A 24,286-nucleotide genomic window follows, 5' to 3' on the forward strand; every position below is an offset into this window, starting at 1 on the left:
TTGGCCGAGCGCTTCAGTTCAGCAAATCGGCGAGCGTCTCGAGCGCCGGCGCCTGCGGCGCCTCGTAGTAGCTGGCGTTCAGCCGTATCGCCGGCCTGCCGCTTCCCGGCGGCTGGCACAGGGCGCCCGGCGCAACGAAGATGCCCTGCGCCTGCGCGGCGGCGACGCACGCCGCTTCGCACGCCCCCGGCGGCAGCTCCAGCCACAGGAAGTAGCCGCCGGCCGGCTCGTGCAGGCGGCAACCGCCGGGCAGACGCGGCAGCAGCGCATCGCGCATCGCCGCGACGCGCGCCGCCAACTCACCGCGCAGCCGCGCTTGCATGCCCTCGTGCGCGCCGTCGGCCAACAGTTCGGCGATCGCCATCTGGCTCGGCAACGGCGACGCGAGCGTGGTGCTGGCTTTCAGCGCGCCGACGCGCTCGCGCCAGCGCCCCGGCGCGATCCAGCCGACGCGGTAGCCGGGCGCCAGCGTCTTCGAGAAACCGGAACAGTGCAGCACGCGGCCGTCCGCGTCGTCGGCGATCAGCGGGCGCGGCGGCGCGGCGCCGAAGAACAGCGCGCGGTAGCTGTCGTCCTCGATCAGCGGCAGGTCGTGGCGCCGCGCGATATCGAGCAGCGCCGCGCGCGACGCGTCGGCAAGACACACGCCGGTAGGGTGCTGGAACGACGGCATCGCCGCGATGCCGTTAAGGCTGCCGGCGGCCTCGTCGAGCAGGCCGGCATCGAAGACCCCGGAAGAATCGACCGGCACCGCCAGCACCGCGATGCCGTGCTGCGCGAGCAGGCCCAACAGGCCGGGGAAGGCCGGCGTCAGCACCGCCAGACGCGGCGAGGGTTGGCCGAGCGTCACCGCGCGCACCGCGAGCGACAGCGCCTCCATCGCGCCGCAGGTGATATGGATGTCGCACCAGTCGAGCGCGATGCCCTCGGCGCGGTAGCGGCGCGCGAGCTGGCGGCGCAGCGCGGGAAGGCCATACGGCTGCGGCTCGGCCAACTCGCGGCCGTAGCCGCGCATCGCGCGCGTCGCCGCCTCGCCGAGCGCGCGCGTGTCGAACAGCGCCGGGTTGACGAAGGGCGAGCCCCAGGGGCCGGACAGCGGCGGCGCGACGGGAGCGGGCAAGGCGCCGGCGATCACGGTAAAGCCCTCGCGCGCCCTCGCCTCTGCGAAGCCGAGCCGCTCGAGCTCCCAGTACGCGCGCTTTGCGGTGTTGAGGCTGACCGCGTGCGTTTGCGCCGACGCGCGCAGCGACGGCAGCGCGTCGCCGGGCCGGTAGCTGCCGCGCTCGATCGCCGAGACGAAAAAGTCGACCAGACGGGCGAATTTGTTCATGCCGCGTAGCGTAACAGCCCGGCGCCGCGGCGGCGACCTGACGCCGGGCCGTCTAGAAACGGCCCGGCGTTTTACTTCAGTCGCCGAAGGCGTAGGCGTCCATCGCGACCGAGCGGTGCTCTACGCCGCGATACAGTGGCCGCGGCGCGCCGCCGGCGCCTAGCGCGAAGAACAGCGGCAGCAGGTGCTCGTCGGTAGGATGGTTCTCGCGGCCGAACGGCGCCTGTTTTTCCCAATCGAGCAGCGCGGCCACGTCGTGCTCGGCCAAGCTCGCGTGCATCCAGTCGCGGAAACCGTTGACCCAATCGGGCACCTCGCCGCGGCCGAGCTCGTACAGATTGTGCGTGAGGCTGCCCGAGCCGATCACGAGCACGCCGTCGCAGGCGAATTCCGAAACGGCTCTGCCTAGTGCGTAATGGTCGCGCGCGTCGCCGCCGGGCAGCACCGACAGCTGCACCACCGGCACGTCGCGCTCAGGGTACATCGCCAACAGCGGCACCCACGCGCCGTGGTCGATGCCGGGCGAGGTGTCGAGTTCGGCGGCGATGCCGGCGGCGCGGATCTTGTCGAACACCATCTCGGCCAACTCGGGATCGCCTTGGACGTCGTAGCGCAGTTCGTAAAGCTCGGTAGGGAAGCCGCGGAAGTCGTGCACCGTCTGCCAGGCGGGTGCGGCGCCGACGCGCACCGCGCGGCCCGGATGGTGCGCCGACATCATCAGCACCGCGCGCGGCCGCGGCAGCTCGGCGGCGATGCGGCGCCACGCTTCGGGGACTTGCGAGCCGTCGATCAGCACCGACGGACCGCCGTGGGAGATGAACAGGCTGGGCAGGCGGGTCATGGCTTTCTCCTTTGATCGATTCAGGCGACGCGGCGGCCTATCGGTTTCAGCGCGAACGCGCCGTCGCCGAGCAGGGCCAGCGCGATCGCCGCAGCGGTCAGAAAGGCCGGGTATTCCCAGCCGCCGCCGGGGCTGGCGAACGCCCAACCGTTGGCGGCGTGGCCGAACAGCGTCGCGCCGGCCAGCAGCGGCACGAGCAGCGCGGCGGTCTGGCGCGCGGCGACGCCGAGCAGGATCGCGAGCCCGCCGGCGATCTCGGCTGCCATCGCGATATAGCCGAGGAAGCCGGGTAACCCAAGCGAAGCGAAGTAGTGGGCGGTGCCGGCCGGCGTGAACACCAGCCACTTGGTCAGGCCGTGCGCGACGAACATCAGGCCGAGGGCGAGGCGCAGCACGAGGGCGGCGTAGGGGGCGGTGCGGGTATCCATGGTCGTTCTCCGGTGGGGGATCTGTGACGCCATTACACCGCTTGCGCTCCACGGGATAAACCCGCTAGAAATCAGCTTATTGATGAAAAAGGTTCAACAATCATGGACGTGCTGAACGCGATGCGCATATTTTCGACGGTCGCCGAACTCGGCAGCTTCGCCGCCGCGAGCGAGCGGCTGAACCTGTCGAAGGGCCTCGCGAGCAAGACGGTCGGCGCGCTCGAAGACCGCCTCGGCGTGCGCCTGTTCAACCGCACGACGCGCCGGCTGTCGCTGACCGAGGCCGGCGCCGACTACCTCGCGCGCGTCGCTTCCATCGTCGACGCGGTCGACGAGGCCGAGGCGGCGGCCGGCCGCGGCAGCCTCGAGCCTAGCGGCACGCTCAGGGTCGCGGCGCCGGTGTCGTTCGGCCTCAGACATTTATCCGGCCCGTTCGCCGAATTCCGGCGCGCCCACCCGAAGGTCGCGCTCGACCTGCAACTGAACGACAGGCGCGTCGATCTGATCGAAGAGGGCTTCGACGTCGCGCTGCGCATCTCGCGCGCGCTGCCCGAATCGTCCCTCGTCGCGCGCGCGCTCGCACCTATCCGCGTGGCGCTGTGCGCGTCGCCCGACTACCTGGCCGCGCGCGGCGCGCCTACGACGTTGGCCGAGCTCGCCGACCACGACTGCCTGCGCTACAGCCTGTCCGGCTCGCCCGACTCTTGGGCTTTCGGCGACGCGGGCGAGATCCGCGTGCCGGTAGGCGGCGGCGTCACCGCCAACAACGGCGACGTGCTCGTCGACGCGGCACGTCGCGGGCTCGGCCTGATCTACCAGCCGACCTTCCTCGTCGGCGACGACCTCGCCGCCGGCACGCTCGTGCCGCTGCTCGAAGACGTGCCGACGCCGACCTACCGGCTCTACGCGCTCTACCCGCACCGGCGCTACCTGCCGAACAAGGTGCGGCTGCTTGTCGAGCATCTGGCCGCCGTGTTCGGCGACGCGCCTTACTGGGATGTAAATGATCGGCCGCGGCCCGCGGGCTAAAATGAAAACTCTAGCCGGGACAACCGCCATGAAACCGCTGACGCTGATATCGGGCCTCGCGCTGGCCGCCGTCTTCGCCGCCGCGCCGGCCGACGCCGCGCTGCCCGGCGAGGCGCGCTACGCGATCGACTGCGTGCCCGGCGACACGGGCACGCTGGGCGACTGGCTGCGCACGAGGCTCGCGCTGCGCGGCTTCGAGGAAGACGCCGCCCGCCCTACGCTGCGCCTGTGCTTCAGGGTGAACGAAGTGCAGCGCGTGGTGCCCGACCAGCACTGGAGCTGGAGCTGGGGGTGGGGCATCGGCGCCGGCCACCACCGGCATGGCGGCTTCGGCGGCGTGATCTGGGACACGCCGGTGTATTCGCGGGTCGAGACCGCGCGCGAGGTGGTGCTGACCGCCACCCGCCCGGGCGCCGGCGCGCCATACTGGGAAGACCGTGAACCGCTGTCCGGGCGCGGCAAGGCGCCGATCGAGGCCGCGCTGCGCAGGCTGATCGAGCGGCTGCCCGCGCCGCACTACTGACCCCCCGCCTTGAGGACACGCCGATGAGCACCGCGCCATTCGTCTACGTCAGCTATATCGCGACCACGCCGGAGCAGCTCCATTCGGCGCTGACCGACCCCGAGGAGACGCGCCTCTACTGGGGACACCACCGCAACGTGTCCGACTGGGCCGTCGGCTCGCCGTGGCGGCACGAGGACTACAAGCACCACGACGTGGTCGACGTCGTCGGCACCGTGCTCGAGAACACGCCGCCGCGCCGGCTGGTGCTGTCGTGGGCCTTCCCCGCCGACGCCGACGATCCGGCGAAGCACTCGCGCGTCGCCTTCGACGTCGAGCCCTACTTCGACCTCGTGCGGCTGACCGTCACGCACGACGGGCTCGAGCCCGACTCGCCGATGCTGAACGGCGCCATGCAGGGCTGGCCGATGGTGCTCTCGGCGCTCAAGACACTGCTCGAGACCGGGCAGACATTCGCGATCACGGCGCGGCGCTGGGAGCACCCGCCCGAATAAGCGGCGTCGCGGCCGTATAATGCCGGCATGGATACCCTCGCCCCGCCGTTCGCCGGCCTCACGCCCGACTGCCTGCTCACCGCGCTGGAGACGCTCGGCCTGCCGGTCAGCGGCCAGCTGTTGGCGCTGAACAGCTACGAAAACCGCGTCTACCAGGTCGGCGTCGACGACGCGCCGCCCGTCGTCGCCAAGTTCTACCGCCCGGCGCGCTGGACGGATGAACAGATTCTCGAGGAACACAACTTTGTTCTTGAGCTCGCCGAGCGCGAGATCCCGGTGGTCGCGCCGTTGTCCTTCTGCGGCAAGACCTTGTCGGAACATGCGGGTTTCCGCTTCGCCGTCTATCCGCGGCGGGGCGGCCGCGCGCCCGAAACCGACCGCCCCGACGTGCTCGAATGGCTCGGCCGTTTCCTCGGCCGCATCCACGCGGCAGGCGCCATAAGGCCGTTCGCGACTCGGCCGACCTTGAACATCGACAGCTTCGGCGCCGAGCCGATCGCCTTCCTGGAGAACAGCGACTTCGTGCCGCAAGAATTGCGCGAGGTCTATTTCGGCGTCGCGCGCCAGGCGCTGGACGGCGTCGCGCGCGGCTTCGAGCGCGCCGGTGACGTAAACACGCTGCGCCTGCACGGCGACTGCCACGCGAGCAACGTGCTGTGGACCGACGCCGGCCCGCACTTCGTCGACTTCGACGACGCGCGCATGGGCCCGGCGGTGCAGGATCTGTGGATGTTGTTGTCGGGCGAAAGGGACGAGCAGAGCCGGCAGTTGGCCGATTTGCTCGCCGGCTATGAGGACTTCTGCGAATTCGACACGCGCGAGCTGTACCTGGTCGAGGCGCTCAGGACGCTCAGGCTGATCCACTACAGCGCGTGGCTCGCGCGGCGCTGGAACGACCCGGCCTTCCCGGCCGCCTTCCCGTGGTTCGGCACGCAGCGCTACTGGCAGGACCGCATTCTGGAACTGCGCGAGCAGATCGCGCTGATGGACGAGCCGCCGCTGTGGCCGGTGTAAGCCCCTGAAACGACGACGCCCTGGAAACCTCCGGGGCGTCGTCGCATTCGACGTTGGCTGAGCCGTCCTCGCCGGGCTCGGCCAACGTTCATTCCGGACCGGACAGCCGGTCGCGGTGCGCCAGCGATGGGAAGCACTTCATCCAGATCGCCACCACCGCCAGCGTCCCCAGCCCGCCCGCCACCACCGCCGGCACCGTGCCCATCAGCGCCGCGGTCGCCCCCGACTCGAATTCGCCGAGCTGGTTCGACGCGCCGATGAACAGCGAATTGACCGAGCCGACGCGGCCGCGCATCGCGTCGGGCGTTTCCAGCTGCACGAAGGATGCGCGGATCACCACGCTGACCATGTCCGACGCGCCGAGGATGACGAGCACCGCCATCGACAGCCAGAACGACGTCGACACGCCGAACACCACCGTCGCGACGCCGAAGACACCGACCGCAGCGAACATCACGCGGCCAACGCGGCGCCGGATCGGATGCCGTATCAGCCACGCCGACATCGCCAGCGCGCCGAGGGCCGGCGCCGCGCGCAACAGCCCCAGCCCCCACGGCCCGGTGTGCAAAATATCGCGCGCGTACACCGGCAACAGCGCGGTCGCGCCGCCGAGCAGCACCGCGAACAGGTCGAGCGAGATCGCGCCGAGGATGTCCGGCCGGCTCCTGATGAAGCGCACGCCGGCGAACAGCGAATCGAGCGTCAACTTCTCGTCGCGCGGCGTCTGCGGGCGCGCGGAGATGTTCAGCACCAGCAGAGCCGCGATCAGATAGACGACCGTGCCGACGCCGTAGGCGACCGGTGCGCCAGCCGCGTAGAGGAAGCCGCCCAGCGCCGGCGCGATGATGGTCGCCGCCTCGGTCGCCGCCGCCGCCGCGGCGATCGCCGGCGAGAGCAGCTTGGGTGGCACGACGTTGGGCAGCAACGCCTGCATCGTCGGCATGTCGAACGAGCGCGCGGTGCCGATCACGGCGGCCAGAAAGAAGATCAGCTCGCGGCTGACGCTTAAGCCCGCGCTGCCCGCCGCGAGCCAGAAGGCCACCGCCGCCTGCACCAGCAGGCTGACGCCGAGCACACGGCGCCGGTCGAAACGGTCGGCGACGTCGCCGGTCACCAAGACCAGCAGCACGCGCGGCAGGAACTGCACCAGGCCGACGAGGCCGAGGTCGAGCGCGCTGCCGGTCAGCGCGTACATCTGCCAGCCTATCGCCACCGACAGCATCTGGAAGCCGCCGGTGGTGAACACGCGCGCGAACCAGAAGGCGAGGAAGGGACGGTGGTGACGCAGCGCGGGCGTGTCGGCGGGGAGTTCGGCGGTCATGGCTTCGAGGCCTGGACGGAAAAAAGCGGCCGCATCGAGCTTACGCCGAAAACGCGCGTTCCGCCTTCGGGGCGACCCGCCCCGACTTATCATGTAAGCATCGTCCCCCCCGCGAGAGCGTTCGCCATGTCCCCTCTTCTGCTCGCCATCGACCAGGGCACCACCAGCACGCGCGCGATGGTGTTCGACAATACCGGCCGCGTGATCGCGCGCGCTCAAGAAGAACTGCCGCAGTTTTTCCCGCAACCGGGCTGGGTCGAGCACGACCCGAACATCATCTGGCAGCACACGCTCGAGGTGTGCCGCGCGGTGCTCGCGCGGCCCGAGGTCGGCGGCGCGGGCCAGATCACCGCGATCGGCATCACCAACCAGCGCGAGACGACGGTGCTGTGGGACCGCACCAGCGGCGCGCCGCTCGCGCCGGCCATCGTCTGGCAGGACCGGCGCACCGCCGCGCGCTGCGCCGAGTTGTCGAGCCCGGCCAACGCCGCGCTGGTCGCCGAACGCACCGGCCTCGTCATCGACCCGTACTTTTCGGCCACCAAGCTCGCGTGGCTGCTCGACACCGTGCCCGGCGCGCGCGACCGCGCCGAGCGCGGCGAGCTCGCGTTCGGCACGATCGACTGCTTCCTGTTGTGGCGGCTGACCGAGGGGCATGTACACGCTACCGACGCGAGCAACGCCGCGCGCACGCTGCTATTCGACATCCGCCGCCAGCAATGGGACGACGAGCTGCTCGCGCTGTTCGACATCCCGGCGAGCCTCTTGCCCGAGGTGTTCGACAACGCCGGCTACTTCGGCGAAACGACGCTGTTCGGCCAGCCGATACCGATCACCGGCATGGCCGGCGACCAGCAGGCCGCGACCGTCGGCCAGGCGTGCTTTTCGCCCGGCGACATCAAGTCGACCTACGGCACCGGCTGCTTCGTCGTGCAGAACACCGGCAGCGAGCTGATCGCATCGCGGCACAAGCTCTTGTCGACCGTTTGCTACCGGCTCGACGGCCAGACCACCTACGCGATCGAGGGCAGCATCTTCGTCGCCGGCGCGGCGGTGCAGTGGCTGCGCGACGCGATCAAATTAATCAACAACGCCGGCGACACCGAGGCGCTGGCGCGCGAGGTGCCGGACACCGGCGGCGTGTATCTGGTGCCGGCGTTCACCGGACTGGGTGCGCCGTACTGGGACCCGCTCGCGCGCGGCGCCATCCTTGGGCTGACGCGCGACTCGGGCATACGCGAGATCGTGCGCGCCGCGCTCGAATCGGTGTGCTACCAGACGCGCGACCTCCTCGACGCGATGCAGGCGGACGGCGCGCCGAAGCCCGCCGCGCTGCGCGTCGACGGCGGCATGGTCGGCAACGACTGGCTGATGCAGTTCCTCGCCGACGTGCTCGCGGTGAGTATCGAACGGCCCGAGGTCACCGAGACGACGGCGCTCGGCGCGGCCTATCTGGCTGGCCTCGGTGCGGGCGTCTACGGCGGGCTAGACGAGCTCGCCGAGAACTGGCGGCTGAACCGGCGCTTCAAGCCGCAGATGGACGAAGCAAGGCGGGACGCGCTCTACGCCGGCTGGCACGCCGCCGTGAAACGGACGCTGAGCCACGGATAGCCCCGCACCGTCGCGGGGCTATCGGCGCATCGCCGGTTCGGGACCGGACACGGCTTCAGCGAGCCGCCGGCAACAGCCTCAGCGCTTCGTCCAGGCTGACGTGCCCCATGAATCCACCGCTACCCACCGGCTGCACCTGCTTTTCGATCGCGTGCGCGAACTTCACGGCGGGATCGGCTTCCAGCCTGTCGTAGAGCCGCTGCAGCTTCGGATAATCGCGGCGATCGAGAACGGCATGGTATTTCGTCCAGCGCGCGATGCCGATGAAATAGGCGTCGGCCAGCGTCTTGTGCTCGCCGAGCAGCCAAGGGCTCTCGCCCAGCATGGCCTCCAGCTCGGCGTGCACGTTCACGACCTCCGCAGCGCCGTATCGGGTGAGCGCCGTCTTGTCCGCGCCGTCGGCGCCATGCTCGAGCGCGTACCAGAGCGGGGCGAACGCGCCGAAGAAGCTGGTGTTGAGGTAGGCCAGCATCTGGTTCAGCCGGTCGAAGTCGCGGCTGCCCTGCGCGAAGCCCAGTTTCTTGTCGATGCCGCGGGCGCCGATGTGGTTGAGGATCGCCAGGCTTTCGCTGATGAGCTGGCCGTTTTCGTCCATCAGCGTCGGGGTTTCGCCGACCGGGTTGATGCGCCGGTAGGCATCGCCGGTCACGACTTCGGGCATCTCGATGCGGCTGAGCCGGTAGGGCGCGCCGAGCCATTCGAGCGCGACGATGGAACCGAACGAGCAGCCGGACGGCACGCCGTAGAAGAGGATGGGATGCATGGTGTTCTCCTGGTGGGACCCGTTCAATCGGGCACAGGCGAACTATAGGTTTGTGGACTTTAGCCGAGTAGTCGGCAAAAATTGGACTCATCATCCACAAATGTAGACTTTGCTGCGCGATGCTGAACCTGAACGATCTCCGCTTCTTTGTGGCCGCCGTTTCGCACGGCGGCTTTGCCGCCGCCTCGCGCGGCCTGGGCGTGCCCAAGTCGACCGTCAGCAAGCGCGTGGCGGAACTGGAAGAGAGCCTAGCGGCGCGGCTGATCTATCGCAGCTCGCGCAGCTTCACGCTGACCGATGTCGGGCGCGATTTCTACGAACACGCCCGCGCCGCGCTGATCGAGGCGGAGGCCGCCGAAGACGCCGTGCACAGGCGCGTCGCGGAGCCGAGCGGCACGGTGCGGATGACCGCCTCTGTGCCGACGGCGCAGTGGTACCTGGCCGAGCACCTGCCCGCGCTCGCGCGCGCCTACCCGCGGCTGCACATCCAACTGGAAGTGTCCGACCGGATGGTCGACGTGGTGCAGGAGGGTTTCGATATCGCGGTCCGCAGCCATTTTGCGCCGCTGCCGAACTCGGGGCTGGTGCAGCGCCAGCTCGCGGTGGAACCGATCATCCTGGTGGCCGCGCCGGATTATCTGAGCCGGCACGAGGAAGTCCGATCCCCAACGCAACTGGCGACGCACAACGGTCTGATGACCGGCACGGCGGCCGGCACTTGGCAGCTGACCGGTCCGGCGGGCGCGACGTTTCGGGTTTCGCCCGTCGCCCGCATGACGGTCAACGAGTCGATGGTGCTGACCGGCGCGGCCATCGCCGGCCTCGGCATCGTCCCCTTGCCCGAGAAGATGTGCCGGCCGGCCTTACAGGCCGGGCAATTGATCCGCGTGCTCCCGGACTGGACCGCAGGGACGGTCACGACCACGATGTTGATGCCCGCGCGCCGCGGCCAGCTCCCCAGCGTGCGGGCGACCGTGGAATTCCTGGTGCAGTGCCTCGGTAATCCGTGAGGAACAAAAAAAGGGCCGGTCGTCGACCGGCCCATCAATCACACAACACGGAGAGGAGAAACTGCAATCGAACAGGGTGCTACGGGTAATGCGGGACTGACTTCGGTGGGGATCAGAAGCGCGCGGTCACGCCGACGTTGTACGCGTTCATGTCGGTCTTCAGCGCCTTGTCGCCGACGTTCATGATGCGGTCGTAGCCGGCGCGCACGCCGACGCGGTCGGTCAGCTTGTAGCCGACGCCGACGCCGACGCCGGGTGCCCAGTCGTTGGCGGTTCTGGACACGCCGTTCACCGTGCCCTTGGTATGGACGTAGTTGGCCGACGCCGAACCGTACACGTCGACCTTGTCGTTCAGCGGCAGGATGCCGAGCGCCGCGACCCGCGCGCCGTCGCGCTTGATCTCGCCGTTGTTCGCCTTGGTCTTGCCGTAGTTGGCGTAGCCGCCTTCGACCGCGAAGTTGTCGTTCACGCGGTAGCCGAGGCCGAGGCCGCCGGAGCCGTCGCGGTCCTTAGCATTTTTCAGGCCTTCCGGCTTCTGGTCGGTGTGGCCGAGGTTGCCGTAGCCGTACAGGCCGGTGTCGGCCGCCTGGGCGGCGCCGGCGGCGGCGATGAGCGTCGATGCGATCAAGAGGGTGCGAGTCAGTTTCATGGTCGTGTCCTTTGCTTAAGGTTGACTGCCAAGGCTGGCTGCCCGTGACGAGAGCGCCTTGTCGATGAATGCCAGTCTAGGGGGCGACGACCAGCGGATCTGTGGGCGCTGTGTGCGCGAAAGGTGGGACTTATATGACCTTGTGTGACGGTCTGTGACGAGGGCGGGGGAAGCCGTTAACGGGTGTTGCGGTTTAACGGGCGGTTAACAGACGAAGGGCTCGGCCAAGCCCGCAAAGGTTGGCCGAGCCCTGCTCGTTGGGGTCGATGCGGTTCAGGCGTCAGGTTCGGACCGCGTGGCGGCCTTACGCTTTTTCGCGACCGGCCGTGCCGCCAACCAGTCGAGCACGCCGCGCGCGGCGGCACGGCCGGTCGCAAAGCACGCGGTCAACAGGTAGCCGCCGGTCGGCGCCTCCCAGTCGAGCATCTCGCCGGCGCAGAACACGCCGGGCAGCGCCTCGACCATCAGCTTCGCGTCGAGCGCGCCGAAGGTGACGCCGCCGGCGCTGCTGATCGCCTCGTCGAGCGGCCGCGGCGCGGCGAGCGTCAAGGGCAGCGCCTTGATCGCGGCGGCGACGCGGGCCGTGTCGTGCATGCCGTCCTTGCCGAGCACTTCCCACAACAGCCCGACCTTCGCGCCCTTCAGGCCGAGCCGGCTCTGCAGGTGGCTGGACAGCGAGCGCGATCCGCGCGGGTGGGCGACCTCGGCGGCGACCCATTCGGCCGTGCGGTCGGGCGCGAGGTCGAGCGTCAGCGTCGCGCGGCCCTTTGCGGCGATTTCGTCGCGCAGGCTCGCCGACAGCGCGTAGACCAGGCTGCCCTCGACGCCGCCCGCCGTCACGACGAACTCGCCGCGACGCGACAGCGTGTTGCCGTCTGTGTCGGTGCAGCTCGCGATCACCGCCTTCAGCGGCTCGCCGGCGAACTTGGCAGAAAAGTGCTCGCTCCAGCCGATGTCGAAGCCGCAGTTGGCCGGGGCTAGCGGTGCGATGTCGACGCCGCGCTCGGCCAACGTTGTCACCCACGCGCCGTCCGAGCCGAGCTTGGCCCAGCTGCCGCCGCCCAGCGCCAAGAGCACCGCATCGGTCTTGGCGGTTTTCCTGCCGGCGGGGGTCGCGAAGCGCAAGGCGCCTCTGCTGTCCCAGCCTAGCCAGCGGTGGCGCACATGGATGCGTAAGCCCGATTCGCGCAGCCGCGCGAGCCACGCGCGGAGCAGCGGCGCCGCCTTCATCTCGGCCGGAAACACGCGGCCGGACGAGCCGACGAAGGTCTCGATGCCGAGGCCGTGCGCCCAGTCGCGCAAGTCGGGGCCGCAGAACTCGGCCAACATCGGCTGCAGTTGACCGCTTTTCGCGCCGTAGCGCGCGAGAAAAGGCGCGAACGGCTCGGAATGCGTGAGGTTCATGCCGCCGACGCCGGCGAGCAGGAACTTGCGCCCGACCGACGGCATCGCGTCGTACAGGTCGACCTGCAAGCCTGCTTCGATGAGCACCTCGGCCGCGGTCAGGCCGGCCGGCCCGCCGCCGACGATGGCGACGCGGGGTGTATGACGAGGTGCGGGCATGGGGACTCCTGGGGCGGGTGGGCAGCCGGCGATGTTAGCAAGAATGACGGCGTCGCGCGGCACCGATGCGGATCAGGACTTGAACGCCTGCCGGTATTGCTTAGGCGTGTAGCCGGTCAGCTGGCGGAACGCGCGGCGCAGGCTCGATTCGTCGGAAAAGCCGAGCGCGTCGCTGATCCGGCCGACCGAATCGCCCGTCAGCAGCAGCCTCTCGCTGACCTGGTTCATCTTCACCAGCCTCACCTGGCTCGCGACGCTCTCCCCGGTTCCCTCCTTCACGCGCCGCGACAGCGTGCGCGGAGACGTCGCCAACAGGCTCGCAACGCGCTCTACGGTCGCCTCGCGCGCCGGCAGCCGCTCGACCTCGAGCTGCAGCCGGCGCAACAAGGGCTGCTGCTGGAACAGAAGCTGCAGGCCCTGGAACACGGGCAGCGTGTGTGAAGGGCGCGGCAACACCATCCACTGCCGGATGTCCTGGAAGACCTGCGCGCCGCAATGCCGCTCGACGAAGGCGCGCACGATCGCCAGGTGGCCGTTGGCGCCGGTCGCCGTCGCCAGCGTCGGCGTGAAGAGCGCGTTGTGGTGGAACTGCCAGTCGACATCGCCGAAGCGCTCGCGCATCGCGTCGGCCAGCCACCAGGTCGTCGTCGCGGCCGCGCCGTCGAGCCTTCCGGCGCGCGCCAGCAGCGCGACGCCGGTGCAGTAACTGCCCAGCGCGACGTGCGCCGGCAGCCGCGCGAGCGTCGCCGCGAGCGCCGCGTTCGCGTCGAGCACGCGCCACACCTGCTTGATCGTATAGGCCCAGAAGTCGGGCACCAGCACCGCGTCGCAAGCGGCCTCGGCCAACGTCTGCTCGGGCGTCAGCGTGACGCCGTGCGCGCACACGACGGGCTCGCGGCTCTCGGCGACCCACACCGTCTTGAACAGCTCGCGGCCGCAGCGCAGGTTGGCCGCGTGCAGGATGTCTGCGACGGCGAACAGGCCGGACGGCATGCAACCGGGGACGAGCAAAAGACCGACGCGCAACGTTGGCATGATTTGTCCGGAAATTGTCGATTCCCGCCAGTGTAGGCGGCCGCGCGCGCGACGACAATCGTGTTGTCATATCACGGGACACCGCCATGAAGCTCACCCAATTACGCAACGCGACCGTCGTCGTCGAGGTCGGCGAATCCGTCATCCTCGTCGACCCGATGCTCGCGCGCGCCGGCCGCCTGCCGCCGCTCAGGTGGCTTGCGCGACACCGCCGCGCCAATCCGCTCGTCGAGCTGCCGGACAGCGCCGATGCCTTGCTCGACCGGGTCACGCACTGCCTGGTCACCCACTGCCGCAAGGGCCACTTCGACCACCTCGACCGCGCCGCCGTGCGCTGGCTGCGCGAACGCAACACCCCGGTGATCTGCATGCCCGACGACGCAGCTTATCTCGGTCGCCGCGGCCTCAACGTCAAGCCCTTGAACGTCGAGACGGTGAACCACGAAAAAATCGCCGACTTCCTCGACGGCACGATCCGGCCGGTGCCGTGCCGCCATGGCCACGGCTGGGTCGGCCGGCTAATGGCGCACGGCCACGGCTACTGCATCGAGCTGGCCGGCGAACCGCGCGTGTACCTGGCCGGCGACACGGTGCTGACCGACGAGGTCAGGCAGTTCCTGACGCGACACCAGCCCGACGTCAGCGTGATCCCGGCCGGCGGCGCGCGCTTCGACGTCGGCCGGCCCATCATCATGGGGGCCTGCGACGCGATCGAGGTCGCGCGGCTGACGCGCGGCGTGGTCGTCGCCAACCATCTGGAGGCGCTCGACCACTGCCCGGTCGGGCGCGACGAACTGCGGGTCGCCGCCCGCCTCTACGGCGTCGCCGAGCGGCTCCGCGTGCCGCAAGACGGCGAGACGCTGGTCTTCGCTTGGGGCTCGGCCGACCTTGCCGACGACGACGTTGCGCCGCGCACACAGCCCGCCGTCGCTTTCGCATAAACCTATTGCGCCGCAACAAAAGCCGCGTAGAGTGGGCCGACTGACTCGTCTTCCCCGGAGGTCCGCATGTCGTCGCAACCCGCCGCTTTTCCGTTCATCCCGACGCCGATCCAGCAGGCGCTCGACTACTGGACCGACGCCTGGCAGCGCGGCGTCCTGTTCATCGACGTGCTGCGCGAGCGCGGCAACGTCTATCTCGAGCACTCGCGCTCGGGCAAGCCGCCGGTGCTCGTGTTCGACTATGAGATCATCGTCGACGGCCGCACGCTCGAGCGCCCGGTCAACTACGCACTGGCGGCGATCCAGGCGCCGGCCGGCTGCCCGGCGACCGACGCGAAAAAGCGCCCGTTCGTCGTGATCGACCCGCGCGCCGGCCACGGCCCGGGCATCGGCGGCTTCAAGATGGACAGCGAGATCGGCATCGCGCTGCAACAAGGCCACCCGTGCTACTTCGTGATGTTCTTCCCGCAGCCGGTGCCGGGACAGACGATAGAATGCGTCGCGCGCGCCGAGGCGGCCTTCCTCGCGAAGGTCAACGCGCAGCACCCGGAAGCGGCCGGCAAGCCGTTCGTGATCGGCAACTGTCAGGGCGGCTGGGCGCTGGCGATGCTCGCCGCCGCCGCGCCCGAGTTGGTCGGCCCGCTGCTTCTGGCCGGCTCGCCGCTGTCGTACTGGGCCGGCGAGCGCGGCAAGAACCCGATGCGCTATTCGGGCGGCCTGATGGGCGGCACCTGGGGCGCGTCGTTCGCCGGCGACCTCGGCCACGGCAGCTTCGACGGCGCCTACCTCGTCAACAACTTCGAGCAGCTCGACCCTTCCAACACCTACTGGAACAAGCTCTACCACCTGTACGCCTCGGTCGACACCGAGCGCGAGCGCTTCCTCGAATTCGAGCGCTGGTGGGGCGGGCACTATCTGCTCAACAAGGCCGAGATGGAATGGATCACGCAGAAGCTGTTCGTCGGCAACCGGCTGACGGCCGGCGAGGTGACCACCGAGGACGGCTCGGTACGCATCGACCTCAGGAACATCCGCTCGCCTATCGTCGTGTTCGCGTCGTGGGGCGACAACATCACGCCGCCGCAACAGGCGCTGAACTGGATCCCCGACCTGTACGACAGCGCGGAGGACATCCGCGTCAACGAGCAGACCATCGTCTACTGCCTGCACGAGCAGGTCGGCCATCTGGGCATCTTCGTGTCGGCCGGCGTCGCCAATAAGGAACACAGCGAATTCGCCAGCGCGCTGGATCTCATTGACGTGCTGCCGCCGGGCCTCTACGAAGCGGTCATCGAGGACACGCACCCGGAAACGCCGGGCCTCGAGTACGTAGAAGGCCGCTACGTGATCCGCTTCGAGCCGCGCGACGTCGCCGACATCCTCGCGCTCGACGACGGCCGCGATGACGAATGCGCGTTCGAGGTGGTGCGCCGCGTCGCCGAGATCAACCAGAGCGTCTACGACGCCTTCGTGTCGCCGTGGGTACGCGCGTTTTCCAACGACTACAGCGCCGCGTTCTGGCGCCACCTGAACCCGGCGCGTTTCGAGCGCGCGTTCTTCTCCGACCTCAACCCGGCGGTCGCGGCAGTCAAGCCCTTGGCCGAGTCGGTGCGCTCCGCGCGCGCGCAGCTAGCCGACGACAACCCGCTCTTGGCCGCGCAGCAGCAGGTATCAGACGCCGTCGTGCGCACGCTCGACGCCTGGCGCGACGCGCGCGACGCGGCCCAGGAACGCACCTTCTTCTCGATCTACGATGCGCCATGGCTGGCTGCGCTCACGGGCCTCAAGCCCGCCGCCGAGCGCGCGCTGAGGGCACGCGAAAAGGACTGGGACCAGGAAGAGCGGCTGCGCCTGAAGCACGCGGCGCTCGACGCCTACTACGAAAAAGGCTCGCCGGTGGTCGGTTTCCTGCGGCTGTTGATCTACGTCGCGATCGGCACCGGCGTCGTCGACGAGCGCGTGTTCAACGGCATCCGCCGCGTGATGCGCGACGTCGGCCTCGAGGAAAAGATGACGCTGGCCAAGCTCAAGGACATCATCAAGCGCCAGACCTTCCTCGTGCGCCAGGACGAGGAGCGCGCGCTCAATGGCCTGCCCTCACTCTTGCCCGAAGCGCACTATCGTCGCCAGGCGCTCGATCTGGCGCGCGAGTTGCTGGCGCTGCCGGGCAAGATCAGCGACGAGAAGGAGGCGCGGCTCGCGCGCGTCGCCGACGTGCTGGGGCTGACGGCGGTAGAAGCGCCGGCCACCGAAACGCCGGCGCCGGTCGAGGCCGCACCGGCAGAACAGCCGGCCCCCGCCAAGCCCACGATCGAAGCCATTGAGACCGCCGCGCCTGCCGACCCCGTCAAGGTCGAAACGGTCGCGTCTGCCGAAATCCCCACCCCCGCCGCCAAACCGGCGCCGCGCAAGCGCCGCGTGACGCCGAAGAAGGCGTGACGCGCATAGCCCGAGACGGCGCACCGCGCCGTCTTTTTTTGCGCGCGGCTCGGCCAACCTTGGGCGAGGCCGCGCTACACTAACGCCCTTTCCGATCACAAGGCTGCACCCATGGCGCTGTCCGCCACCATCTACAAAGCCAACCTCAGCATCTCCGACATGGACCGCGGCTACTACGCCGAGCACGGTCTGACCATCGCGCAGCACCCGTCCGAAACGCTGGAACGCATGATGCTGCGCGTCGCCGCGTTCGCGCTGCACGCGAGCGAAACGCTCGCCTTCACCAAGGGCCTGTCGGCCGACGACGAGCCCGAGCTGTGGCAGAAGAGCTACAGCGACGAGATCGAGCTGTGGATAGACCTGGGCGAGCCCGACGAGAAGCGCGTGAAAAAGGCGTGCGGCCGCGCTAACGAGGTGTGGCTGTACTGCTACGGCGGACGCGCCGCCGAGATCTGGTGGCAGGGCCTCAAGGGCAAGACCGGGCGCTTTGCCAACCTGAACGTGATCAATATCGCGCCGGCGACCTTGGCCGGGCTGGTCGCGCTGGTCGAGCGCAGCATGCAGCTGACCGCCACCATCCAGGACGGCCAGATGTGGCTGTCGAGCGGCGAGCAGTCGGTGCTGGTCGAGGGCGAACGCTGGCAGTAGGACGGCCCGGATCGCGCGATGAAAAAAGCTCGGCCAACCCCTTAAGGTTAGCCGAGTTTTTTCGTGCCGAGCGGTGCGCGCTACAGCGCCCACCGGTAGCGCATCGTCACGAGGTTCGCGCCCGGGTTGGGCTGGGTCAGGCCGGCGTTCGAGAAGTGCCGGAAGTCGACGCTGACTTCGTGTGCGCCGAAGGCGTAGCCGGCGGACAGGCGCGACGCGAAATGCCAGCGGGAGTTGAGGTCGTGCCCCGACCCCCAGCATTTATCCGACACCCAGGAGGGGCCGACGCCGACCTCGACGAACGGCCCCCAGCCGGTGCGCGCCCCCTTGAACTGGTAGTGCAGCAAGGGCTCGGCGGTGACGCTCCACACCGAGTCGCGCGCGGTGTCGCTGTAGCCGGCTCCGAGTTCGAAGCGGCTCTCGAGCACGCCGGTGTCGTTGTCGGCCCAGCGCCAGGGCAGGATCCAGTCGACGCCGACGCGCACGTCGCCCGACCCGGAAGGACGCGTCACCTTGCCGAGCGACAGCACGAACCCGTCCACCGCCCACGCGGGCAGCGCCAGGCTCCACAGTAGCGGCAAGCACGATGCACGGCGCATGAGGTCCCCCTTCCTGTCTGCGGCCAGCGATAAAGCTTATGTCTTAAAATTAGCCATTACAGGATTCTAAACAAGCCATATAAGACATCCGTTACATGGGCTACGTAAAAAACATAGCCATCAGGGCGCTAAAACACAAAACACGTAATCATCGGGCCGGGAGTCCCCGCCGCTCGGCACAACGGCAAGAACCCGCCGGCGGAATACACCCGCCCGACCGCCGCCAGCGGCGGCGCGGCGAGCCAGACCGGCTTCTTCTTGAAGCGGCCGGCGATCGACGAGATCAGGATCGCGATCTGCAGGAAGATCACCACGACGCCGAACGGCCGCGCGTGAATCCTAAGCTTGGCCGGGCCGCAAACGCAAAAAGGGCGCCGCGACGGCGCCCTTTTCCTGTGCCGGCGTGAACCGGCAGCGCAACTCAACGCGCGACCGGCTCGGCGCTCACGCGCATTTCCAGGCGTTTACCCGGGTTGGCCGGCAGCGTCACCGTGTCGCGGTGGCCGCGGTAGTCGTAGGTCACCGAGTAGCCGGCCAGCTGCTTCTGGATCACCGGGCGGCATTCCTGCGCGACCGGCGTCGGCTTGGCGCCGACGGTCTGCGCGATCTGGCGGCCGGCCATCGCGCCGCCGATCGCGCCGACCACGGTCGCCACCGTCTTGCCCCTGCCGCCGCCGACCTGATGGCCGGCGAGGCCGCCGATCAGGCCGCCGAGCACCGCGCCGCCGTTCTCCGCGGTCATGACGTCCTGCAGGCCGCCGGTCGACGTCGGGTTCTGCGCCGTCGCGTTGCAGCCGGACTGGATCTGCTCGTACACCGGCTCGCTCTTCACCACCGTCGCGTAGTCGGTATAGCTGGCGGCGTTCGCGGCGCCGGCGGCGAGCATCAGGAGGGGGAATACGATGTTCTTGTTCATGGTGTGGAGTTCTCGGTTGATCGCAGCAAGCCCTGCTGACGCCGAGTATAGGAGCGCACCCGCTTCGCGCTCTGTGAAGAACTGTTAGCAAATTTGAAGCGCGCGGCCCGCCCGCTTTCGTCCCAGGGACATCGCCGTCGCCGAACCCCGCCGCCGGTTTTCCCACCTTCACCCCGCTCCCGTGCGTGAGGTCGACAGTGCCGATAGCGGCATCTAGACTCAACGAACCGATTCCCAAGCCGGGGATCGCGCGACAAGGATGGCGAATTCACAGGGGCGCTATCGATATGAATAAGAACAAAGCCGTTTATCGGTGCCACGATTTGCTCTCCGACGTCGATGGGCGGCGGGTCATTGTCGACGCCATCGACGACCCCGCCGACCAGATTGCCGACCTCAGGGACGGACTGCTCGGCCGGCCGGCCCGGATTTCCCCGAAGTTCTTCTACGACGCGCAGGGCTGCGCGCTCTACGGCGCCATCTGCGCGCTGGCCGAGTATTACCCGACCCGAACCGAAGCGCTGATCTACGAGCGCTGCCGCGACCCGATCGCCGAGCATCTGCCGCACGGCGGGCAATGGGTCGACCTGGGCTGCGGCGACGGGGCGAAATCGCGGCAGTGGCTTAAGCCTGCCGGTGTGCGGCGGTATATCGGTGTGGACATCGCCGCCGACTGGTTGCAGGCGACGCTGGAGGCGACCGAGAGGCAGTTCCCCGAGGTCGACTGTCTGGGCGTGGTGACCGACTTCACCCGGCCGTTCCACATCCAGCCCGTCCTGAACGACTGTCCGGGCTCGCCGCCGATCTTTTTCTACCCCGGCTCGTCGATCGGCAATTTCACGCCGGAACAAGCGCTGGCGCTGCTGCGCTCGATCCGCGCCCATCTGGGCCGTGACGGGCGATTGCTGATCGGCGTCGATCTGGTCAAGGACGCCGCCACGGTGGAAGCCGCTTACGACGACGCGCTCGGCGTGACGGCCGCGTTCAATCGCAACGTCTTGCGTGTCGCCAACCGGCTGCTGGACGCCGACTTCGACCCGGGCCGCTTCGGCCATAAGGCGTTCTTCAACGCGGCCGAGAGCCGGATCGAGATGCACCTTATGGCACTTGCGGCCCATAGCGTGCGGATCGGCGACGTCCAACGACGGTTCGACGCCAGCGAGACCATCGTGACCGAATACTCGTACAAGTACACGCCGGAGCGCTTCAAGGCGCTGCTGGCCGCGGCCGGTTACGGCGAAACGCACCACTGGACCGACGATCGCGCGTGGTTCGGCGTGTTCGTCGCCGGCCCGGCCCGTGAATAGCATGCGCGACCCACGCCAAGCCGCGCTGCTGGCCGCCTTCGAGCGGACGCGACGCCAGACGATGGCGCTGGTCGACGGGCTCACGGCGGAGGACTGCATGGTGCAGTCGATGCCGGACGCCAGCCCGGTCAAATGGCACCTCGCGCACGCGAGCTGGTTTTTCGAGACCTTCGTGCTCGAGGCGGTTCGGCCGGACGTGCCGCCGTTCGATCCGGCGTTCCGGGTGCTGTTCAATTCCTACTACGTCGGCGTCGGCGAGCGGCACCCGCGGCCCGAGCGCGGCGTGCTGTCCCGGCCTTCGCTCGATACGGTACTCGGCTACCGGCAGACCGTCGACGCGCGGATGGCGGAGCTGCTCGACGGCCCGCCGCAATCCGCCCGGCTGCTGGACCTCGTCGAACTCGGCGTCCACCACGAACAGCAGCATCAGGAGCTGATCCTGACCGATCTCAAGCATCACTTCTGGCGCAACCCGCTGCGCCCCGCCTACCGCCCGCCGCCGACCTTGGCCGAGGCGCCGGTGGCGGCGCTGCGCTTCCTGCCGTCAGACGGCGGCCTGGCAGACATCGGTCACGACGGCCCGGGCTTCGCCTTCGACAACGAAACGCCCCGGCATCGCGTCTGGCTGGAACCGTTCGCGTTCGCCTGCCGCCCGGTGAGCAATCGCGAATACCAGGCCTTCATCGCCGACGGCGGCTACGCGCGCGCCGAACTGTGGCTGTCGGACGGCTGGGATACCTGCCAGCAGGAAGGCTGGCAGGCGCCGCTGTATTGGCAGCGCGCCGACCCGGAACGATGGACTGTGTTCACGCTCCACGGCCAACGGCCGGTGCATCCCGACGAGCCCGTCTGCCACGTCGGCTATTACGAGGCGGACGCCTATGCGCGCTGGGCGGGCGCGCGGCTGCCGACCGAGCAGGAATGGGAATACGTAGCTCAATCAAATCTTGCACGAAGCGCGGCGCCGGTACGCGATGCCGCCGGTCATCCCCGCCCGCAAACGCCGGACGGCCCGGTCCACGGCGACGTGTGGGAATGGACGCAGAGCGCCTACCTGCCGTACCCGGGTTTCAAGCCCGCCGCCGGCGCGGTCGGCGAATACAACGGCAAGTTCATGATCAACCAGATGGTGCTGCGCGGCGGCTCGTGCGCGACGCCGTACGGCCACATCCGCCCGAGCTACCGCAACTTCTTCCCGCCGTCCGCGCGCTGGCAGTTCAGCGGGATACGCCTGGCGCGATAGCGCAGCGGGCCGGGCTTGGCCGAGCCTGCCGCACGCGGCTCCCGGCCAAGAGCGTCATTCATGACGCTAGTCCGACCCTTTCCGCCGATAGCTGGCCGTCATGAACCGGTGCCAGTTTCCGTCGTCGCCCAGCACGTGCGAGGTCAGGACGCGGTGGTCTTCGCTCTTGATCTCGATCTCGTCCCGGTACTTCGCCAGCTTGCCTTCCGTCACGAAGTCCGGGCCTTCGGCATTGAGCGTCAGCACCTTCTGGGCCGCATCGAGCGAGCCGTCGTACACCCACAGATAGCTCATCATCGAGCCGACCCACGTGCCGACGTAGCGTTTGTTCTGCGGGTCGTAGCCCAGCGTCATCAACGTCGTCGCCATGCCGCAGCCGGGCATCTCGCCACGGCCCTCGCACAGCACCCACAGGCCGCCCAACGATCGGACGCTTTCCGTCCCCGCGAACGTCTCCGACGGCTTGCCGGGCCCCATCCCCGCCTCGCTCTCGTACGTCCACTCGCCGACCAGTTGCTGCAGCCACTGGTGTTCCTTCAGTGCTTCGGTCTTCATCGATGCCTCCCCGGCTGCGATTCGTGGTCTGCAGTGTAGTCGCCGAAGTCCGGCCGTTCCGACTTTCCTATAGTGAGGCCATGTCTCGTGCCATAAGGGCACAGGACCGAACGGCGGGCCGTAAAAAAGCGACGCGGCCGTCGGCCCGTAAGGAGGAATCCATGTCGACTTCCATCAGCGGTGAAGCGGCCGTACCCGGTCCCGACGAGCACATCGCCGACGCCGACGAGCGCCTGTACAACCACGACCTCGCGCCCGTTCCGCTCGGCAAGCGCACCTGGACCGGCTACAGCATTTTCGCGATGTGGATGTCGGACGTGCACAGCGTCGGCGGCTACACCTTCGCCGCGAGCCTGTTCCTGCTCGGCATCTCCGGCTGGCAGGTGCTGACCGCCCTCACCGTCGGCATCCTGGCCGTCTACGTGCTGATGAACTGGGTCGGCAAGCCCAGCCAGGTGCACGGCATCCCGTTCCCGGTCATGGCCCGCGTCAGCATGGGCGTGATGGGTGCGAATCTGGCGGCGACGATCCGCGGCGTGGTCGGCATCGTCTGGTACGGCGTGCAGACCTATTTCGCGTCGAAGGCGGTCGCCACCTTGCTGGTGCTGTTCATTCCGGCGGTGGTGGCGCTGCGCGAGTTCAGCTTCGTGCGGCTCGACGGCCTCGGCTGGGTCAGCTTCCTGTTCATGTGGTTCTTCCAGCTGATCATCTTCCAGCGCGGCATGGAAACCATCCGTCGTTTCATCGACTTCTGCGGCCCGGCAGTCTACGTGGTGATGTTCATCCTGATGGGCTGGATCCTGTCGCAGGCCGGCTTCGAAAGCCTCAACCTCACGCTGGGCGGCAAGGTGCTGTCCGGCGGCGAACAGTGGCTCAGCATGGGGAACGCCACCTTGCTCGTGGTGAGCTACTTCGCCGCGCTGCTGCTCAACTTCGGCGACTTCTCGCGCTTCGCGAAGAGCGAGCGGCAGATGAAGGTCGGCAACTTCCTCGGCCTGCCGGTCAACTTCATCGTGTTCTCGCTCGTCACCGTGATCGTCACCGCCGGCAGCGTCAAGGTGTTCGGCGAAATGATCATGGACCCGGTCGAGATCGTCGCGCGCATCGACAACAAGTTCGCCGTCGTGATCGGCAGCCTGACCTTCGTCGTCGCGACGATGGGCATCAACATCGTCGCCAACTTCGTGTCGCCGGCCTACGACATCGCCAACCTGTTCCCGAAGCATGTCGACTTCAAGAAGGGCGGCCTGATCGCGTCGATCCTCGCCGTGCTCGTGTGCCCATGGATCTTCGTCGACAGCCCGAAGGCGATCACCATCTTCGTCAGCGTGTTCGGCGCCGTGCTGGCGCCGATGTACGGCGTGATGATGGCCGACTACTACCTCATCAAGAAGCAGGCGGTGAAGACGGCCGAGCTGTACACGATGTCGCCCACCGGCCACTTCCATTACGACGGCGGCTGGAACAAGATCGGCGTCTTCGCGCTGCTCTTGTCCGGCGCCATCTCGATCGGCTGGGAGATCAGCACGCAACTGTTCAAGATCCTGCCCGAGAACAACTTCGGCTGGGTCATCGGCGCGGTCGCGGGGGCGGCGATCTACCTTTTGATGATGCGCGGGGCGCATCGCAGATAGGCGGCCGAGCGGTTTTTCGGTGGTCTAACAGCTTGGCCGAGGGCTCGGCCAACGTGGGTGGCCTTATCCCCGGCAATGCCTTCTCTGACAAGACCCAGCCATAAAGAGACGGGGCAGCTTAGGCCAAGTCGTAGTGAGTTCTGCCAGCTTATAATGGCCATACGATATGACGTACGACGCTTGGGCCTTTGGCATTTTCCAGGAGGGCGTATGATGAAACGACTTGCCATGTTGACCTTGTTAGCCGCTATTGCCTCGAGTAGTACACTGGCTGCCGGTGAGACGGGGGTAACGAGTCCGGATAGTGTTGCAAGCGTGGCCGCAAACGCCGGTGCGAGGGCGGCCGGGGCGGATGCCGCTGCGGATGTCGAAGGTGTCGGTGATACCGCTACG

Annotated in this window: 24 protein-coding genes; 12 read left to right on the forward strand and 12 right to left on the reverse strand. The window is 68.4% G+C overall.

The annotated features are described in order from the left end of the window. Positions 1–13: 13 nt before the first annotated feature. The 3 genes from DWG20_RS04915 to DWG20_RS04925 all read right to left on the reverse strand — a co-directional run bounded on the left by DWG20_RS04915 (position 14) and on the right by DWG20_RS04925 (position 2,599). Positions 14–1,330, reverse strand: a complete 1,317-nt coding sequence (locus tag DWG20_RS04915; RefSeq protein ID WP_115432759.1) for an aminotransferase-like domain-containing protein — start codon at positions 1,328–1,330, stop codon at positions 14–16. 76 nt (positions 1,331–1,406) lie between these two features. Further along, the gene (locus DWG20_RS04920; RefSeq protein WP_115432760.1) at positions 1,407–2,171 is read right to left on the reverse strand and encodes a DODA-type extradiol aromatic ring-opening family dioxygenase; all 765 of its coding nucleotides are present in this window, start codon (positions 2,169–2,171) and stop codon (positions 1,407–1,409) included. Positions 2,172–2,191: 20 nt separating this feature from the next. Then, positions 2,192–2,599 (reverse strand): DoxX family protein, encoded by a 408-nt coding sequence (locus tag DWG20_RS04925; RefSeq protein ID WP_115432761.1) that lies wholly within the window; start codon positions 2,597–2,599, stop codon positions 2,192–2,194. A 102-nt stretch (positions 2,600–2,701) separates the two neighbouring features. Here DWG20_RS04925 and DWG20_RS04930 point away from each other — a divergent pair, with 102 nt between their 5' ends. The 4 genes from DWG20_RS04930 to DWG20_RS04945 are packed head-to-tail and all read left to right on the forward strand — an operon-like array spanning position 2,702 to position 5,659. Further along, positions 2,702–3,628 (forward strand): LysR family transcriptional regulator, encoded by a 927-nt coding sequence (locus DWG20_RS04930; RefSeq protein WP_115432762.1) that lies wholly within the window; start codon positions 2,702–2,704, stop codon positions 3,626–3,628. Positions 3,629–3,656: 28 nt separating this feature from the next. Beyond that, positions 3,657–4,151 carry a hypothetical protein gene (locus DWG20_RS04935; RefSeq protein WP_115432763.1) on the forward strand — a complete coding sequence of 165 codons (495 nt, stop codon included), beginning with the start codon at positions 3,657–3,659 and terminating at the stop codon, positions 4,149–4,151. Between the two features lie 23 nt (positions 4,152–4,174). Continuing rightward, entirely contained in the window at positions 4,175–4,645 is a 471-nt protein-coding gene (locus DWG20_RS04940; RefSeq protein ID WP_115432764.1) for an SRPBCC family protein, read from the forward strand. A gap of 27 nt (positions 4,646–4,672) precedes the next feature. After that, positions 4,673–5,659, forward strand: a complete 987-nt coding sequence (locus DWG20_RS04945) for a serine/threonine protein kinase (RefSeq protein ID WP_115432765.1) — start codon at positions 4,673–4,675, stop codon at positions 5,657–5,659. 88 nt (positions 5,660–5,747) lie between these two features. Here DWG20_RS04945 and DWG20_RS04950 read toward each other — a convergent pair whose 3' ends face one another. Then, positions 5,748–6,980, reverse strand: a complete 1,233-nt coding sequence (locus tag DWG20_RS04950; RefSeq protein WP_115432766.1) for an MFS transporter — start codon at positions 6,978–6,980, stop codon at positions 5,748–5,750. Positions 6,981–7,106: 126 nt separating this feature from the next. On the opposite strand from DWG20_RS04950, the gene glpK reads away from it, so the two are divergent. After that, entirely contained in the window at positions 7,107–8,591 is a 1,485-nt protein-coding gene (glpK, locus tag DWG20_RS04955) for a glycerol kinase GlpK (protein WP_115432767.1), read from the forward strand. A gap of 55 nt (positions 8,592–8,646) precedes the next feature. On the opposite strand, the gene DWG20_RS04960 is transcribed toward glpK, so the two are convergent. Continuing rightward, complete coding sequence (locus tag DWG20_RS04960) at positions 8,647–9,354, reverse strand: glutathione S-transferase family protein (RefSeq protein WP_115432768.1); 708 nt, start codon at positions 9,352–9,354, stop codon at positions 8,647–8,649. A 119-nt stretch (positions 9,355–9,473) separates the two neighbouring features. On the opposite strand from DWG20_RS04960, the gene DWG20_RS04965 reads away from it, so the two are divergent. Then, complete coding sequence (locus DWG20_RS04965) at positions 9,474–10,364, forward strand: LysR substrate-binding domain-containing protein (protein ID WP_115432769.1); 891 nt, start codon at positions 9,474–9,476, stop codon at positions 10,362–10,364. Positions 10,365–10,476: 112 nt separating this feature from the next. On the opposite strand, the gene DWG20_RS04970 is transcribed toward DWG20_RS04965, so the two are convergent. From DWG20_RS04970 to DWG20_RS04980, 3 genes are all read right to left on the reverse strand, one after another. Next, positions 10,477–11,013, reverse strand: coding sequence for a porin family protein (locus DWG20_RS04970; RefSeq protein ID WP_115432770.1), 537 nt, complete (start codon positions 11,011–11,013; stop codon positions 10,477–10,479). Positions 11,014–11,286: 273 nt separating this feature from the next. Next, complete coding sequence (locus tag DWG20_RS04975; RefSeq protein ID WP_115432771.1) at positions 11,287–12,576, reverse strand: TIGR03862 family flavoprotein; 1,290 nt, start codon at positions 12,574–12,576, stop codon at positions 11,287–11,289. Positions 12,577–12,648: 72 nt separating this feature from the next. Beyond that, on the reverse strand, positions 12,649–13,611 hold the full coding sequence (locus tag DWG20_RS04980) for a GlxA family transcriptional regulator (protein WP_220272011.1): 963 nt from the start codon (positions 13,609–13,611) through the stop codon (positions 12,649–12,651). 86 nt (positions 13,612–13,697) lie between these two features. Here DWG20_RS04980 and DWG20_RS04985 point away from each other — a divergent pair, with 86 nt between their 5' ends. The 3 genes from DWG20_RS04985 to DWG20_RS04995 all read left to right on the forward strand — a co-directional run bounded on the left by DWG20_RS04985 (position 13,698) and on the right by DWG20_RS04995 (position 17,639). After that, positions 13,698–14,552 (forward strand): MBL fold metallo-hydrolase, encoded by an 855-nt coding sequence (locus tag DWG20_RS04985; protein ID WP_115432773.1) that lies wholly within the window; start codon positions 13,698–13,700, stop codon positions 14,550–14,552. A 66-nt stretch (positions 14,553–14,618) separates the two neighbouring features. Continuing rightward, positions 14,619–16,991, forward strand: a complete 2,373-nt coding sequence (locus DWG20_RS04990) for a DUF3141 domain-containing protein (RefSeq protein ID WP_115432774.1) — start codon at positions 14,619–14,621, stop codon at positions 16,989–16,991. Between the two features lie 111 nt (positions 16,992–17,102). Further along, complete coding sequence (locus DWG20_RS04995; protein ID WP_115432775.1) at positions 17,103–17,639, forward strand: YaeQ family protein; 537 nt, start codon at positions 17,103–17,105, stop codon at positions 17,637–17,639. 80 nt (positions 17,640–17,719) lie between these two features. Here the strand turns inward: DWG20_RS04995 and DWG20_RS05000 are convergent, their stop codons facing one another. The 3 genes from DWG20_RS05000 to DWG20_RS05010 form a co-directional block, all read right to left on the reverse strand. Beyond that, positions 17,720–18,238 (reverse strand): acyloxyacyl hydrolase, encoded by a 519-nt coding sequence (locus tag DWG20_RS05000; protein ID WP_115432776.1) that lies wholly within the window; start codon positions 18,236–18,238, stop codon positions 17,720–17,722. 128 nt (positions 18,239–18,366) lie between these two features. Then, the gene (locus DWG20_RS16555; RefSeq protein ID WP_115432777.1) at positions 18,367–18,663 is read right to left on the reverse strand and encodes a DUF4337 family protein; all 297 of its coding nucleotides are present in this window, start codon (positions 18,661–18,663) and stop codon (positions 18,367–18,369) included. After that, positions 18,660–19,154: a glycine zipper 2TM domain-containing protein gene (locus DWG20_RS05010; RefSeq protein WP_115432778.1), complete on the reverse strand. Its 495-nt coding sequence runs from the start codon at positions 19,152–19,154 to the stop codon at positions 18,660–18,662. The genes DWG20_RS16555 and DWG20_RS05010 overlap by 4 nt, the downstream gene beginning before the upstream one ends. 323 nt (positions 19,155–19,477) lie before the next feature. Here DWG20_RS05010 and egtD point away from each other — a divergent pair, with 323 nt between their 5' ends. Continuing rightward, positions 19,478–20,461 carry an L-histidine N(alpha)-methyltransferase gene (gene egtD, locus DWG20_RS05015; protein WP_220272012.1) on the forward strand — a complete coding sequence of 328 codons (984 nt, stop codon included), beginning with the start codon at positions 19,478–19,480 and terminating at the stop codon, positions 20,459–20,461. Position 20,462: 1 nt separating this feature from the next. Continuing rightward, positions 20,463–21,704: an ergothioneine biosynthesis protein EgtB gene (gene egtB / locus DWG20_RS05020; protein ID WP_115432780.1), complete on the forward strand. Its 1,242-nt coding sequence runs from the start codon at positions 20,463–20,465 to the stop codon at positions 21,702–21,704. A gap of 66 nt (positions 21,705–21,770) precedes the next feature. Here egtB and DWG20_RS05025 read toward each other — a convergent pair whose 3' ends face one another. Beyond that, positions 21,771–22,259, reverse strand: coding sequence for a DUF1579 domain-containing protein (locus tag DWG20_RS05025; protein ID WP_115432781.1), 489 nt, complete (start codon positions 22,257–22,259; stop codon positions 21,771–21,773). A 161-nt stretch (positions 22,260–22,420) separates the two neighbouring features. Between DWG20_RS05025 and DWG20_RS05030 the strand changes: the two genes are divergently transcribed. Next, positions 22,421–23,893: an NCS1 family nucleobase:cation symporter-1 gene (locus tag DWG20_RS05030; protein ID WP_115432782.1), complete on the forward strand. Its 1,473-nt coding sequence runs from the start codon at positions 22,421–22,423 to the stop codon at positions 23,891–23,893. Positions 23,894–24,286: the final 393 nt, after the last annotated feature.

Origin of the sequence: Crenobacter cavernae (assembly GCF_003355495.1) — a bacterium.
In the GTDB taxonomy this organism is placed as follows: Bacteria; Pseudomonadota; Gammaproteobacteria; order Burkholderiales; family Chromobacteriaceae; genus Crenobacter; species Crenobacter cavernae.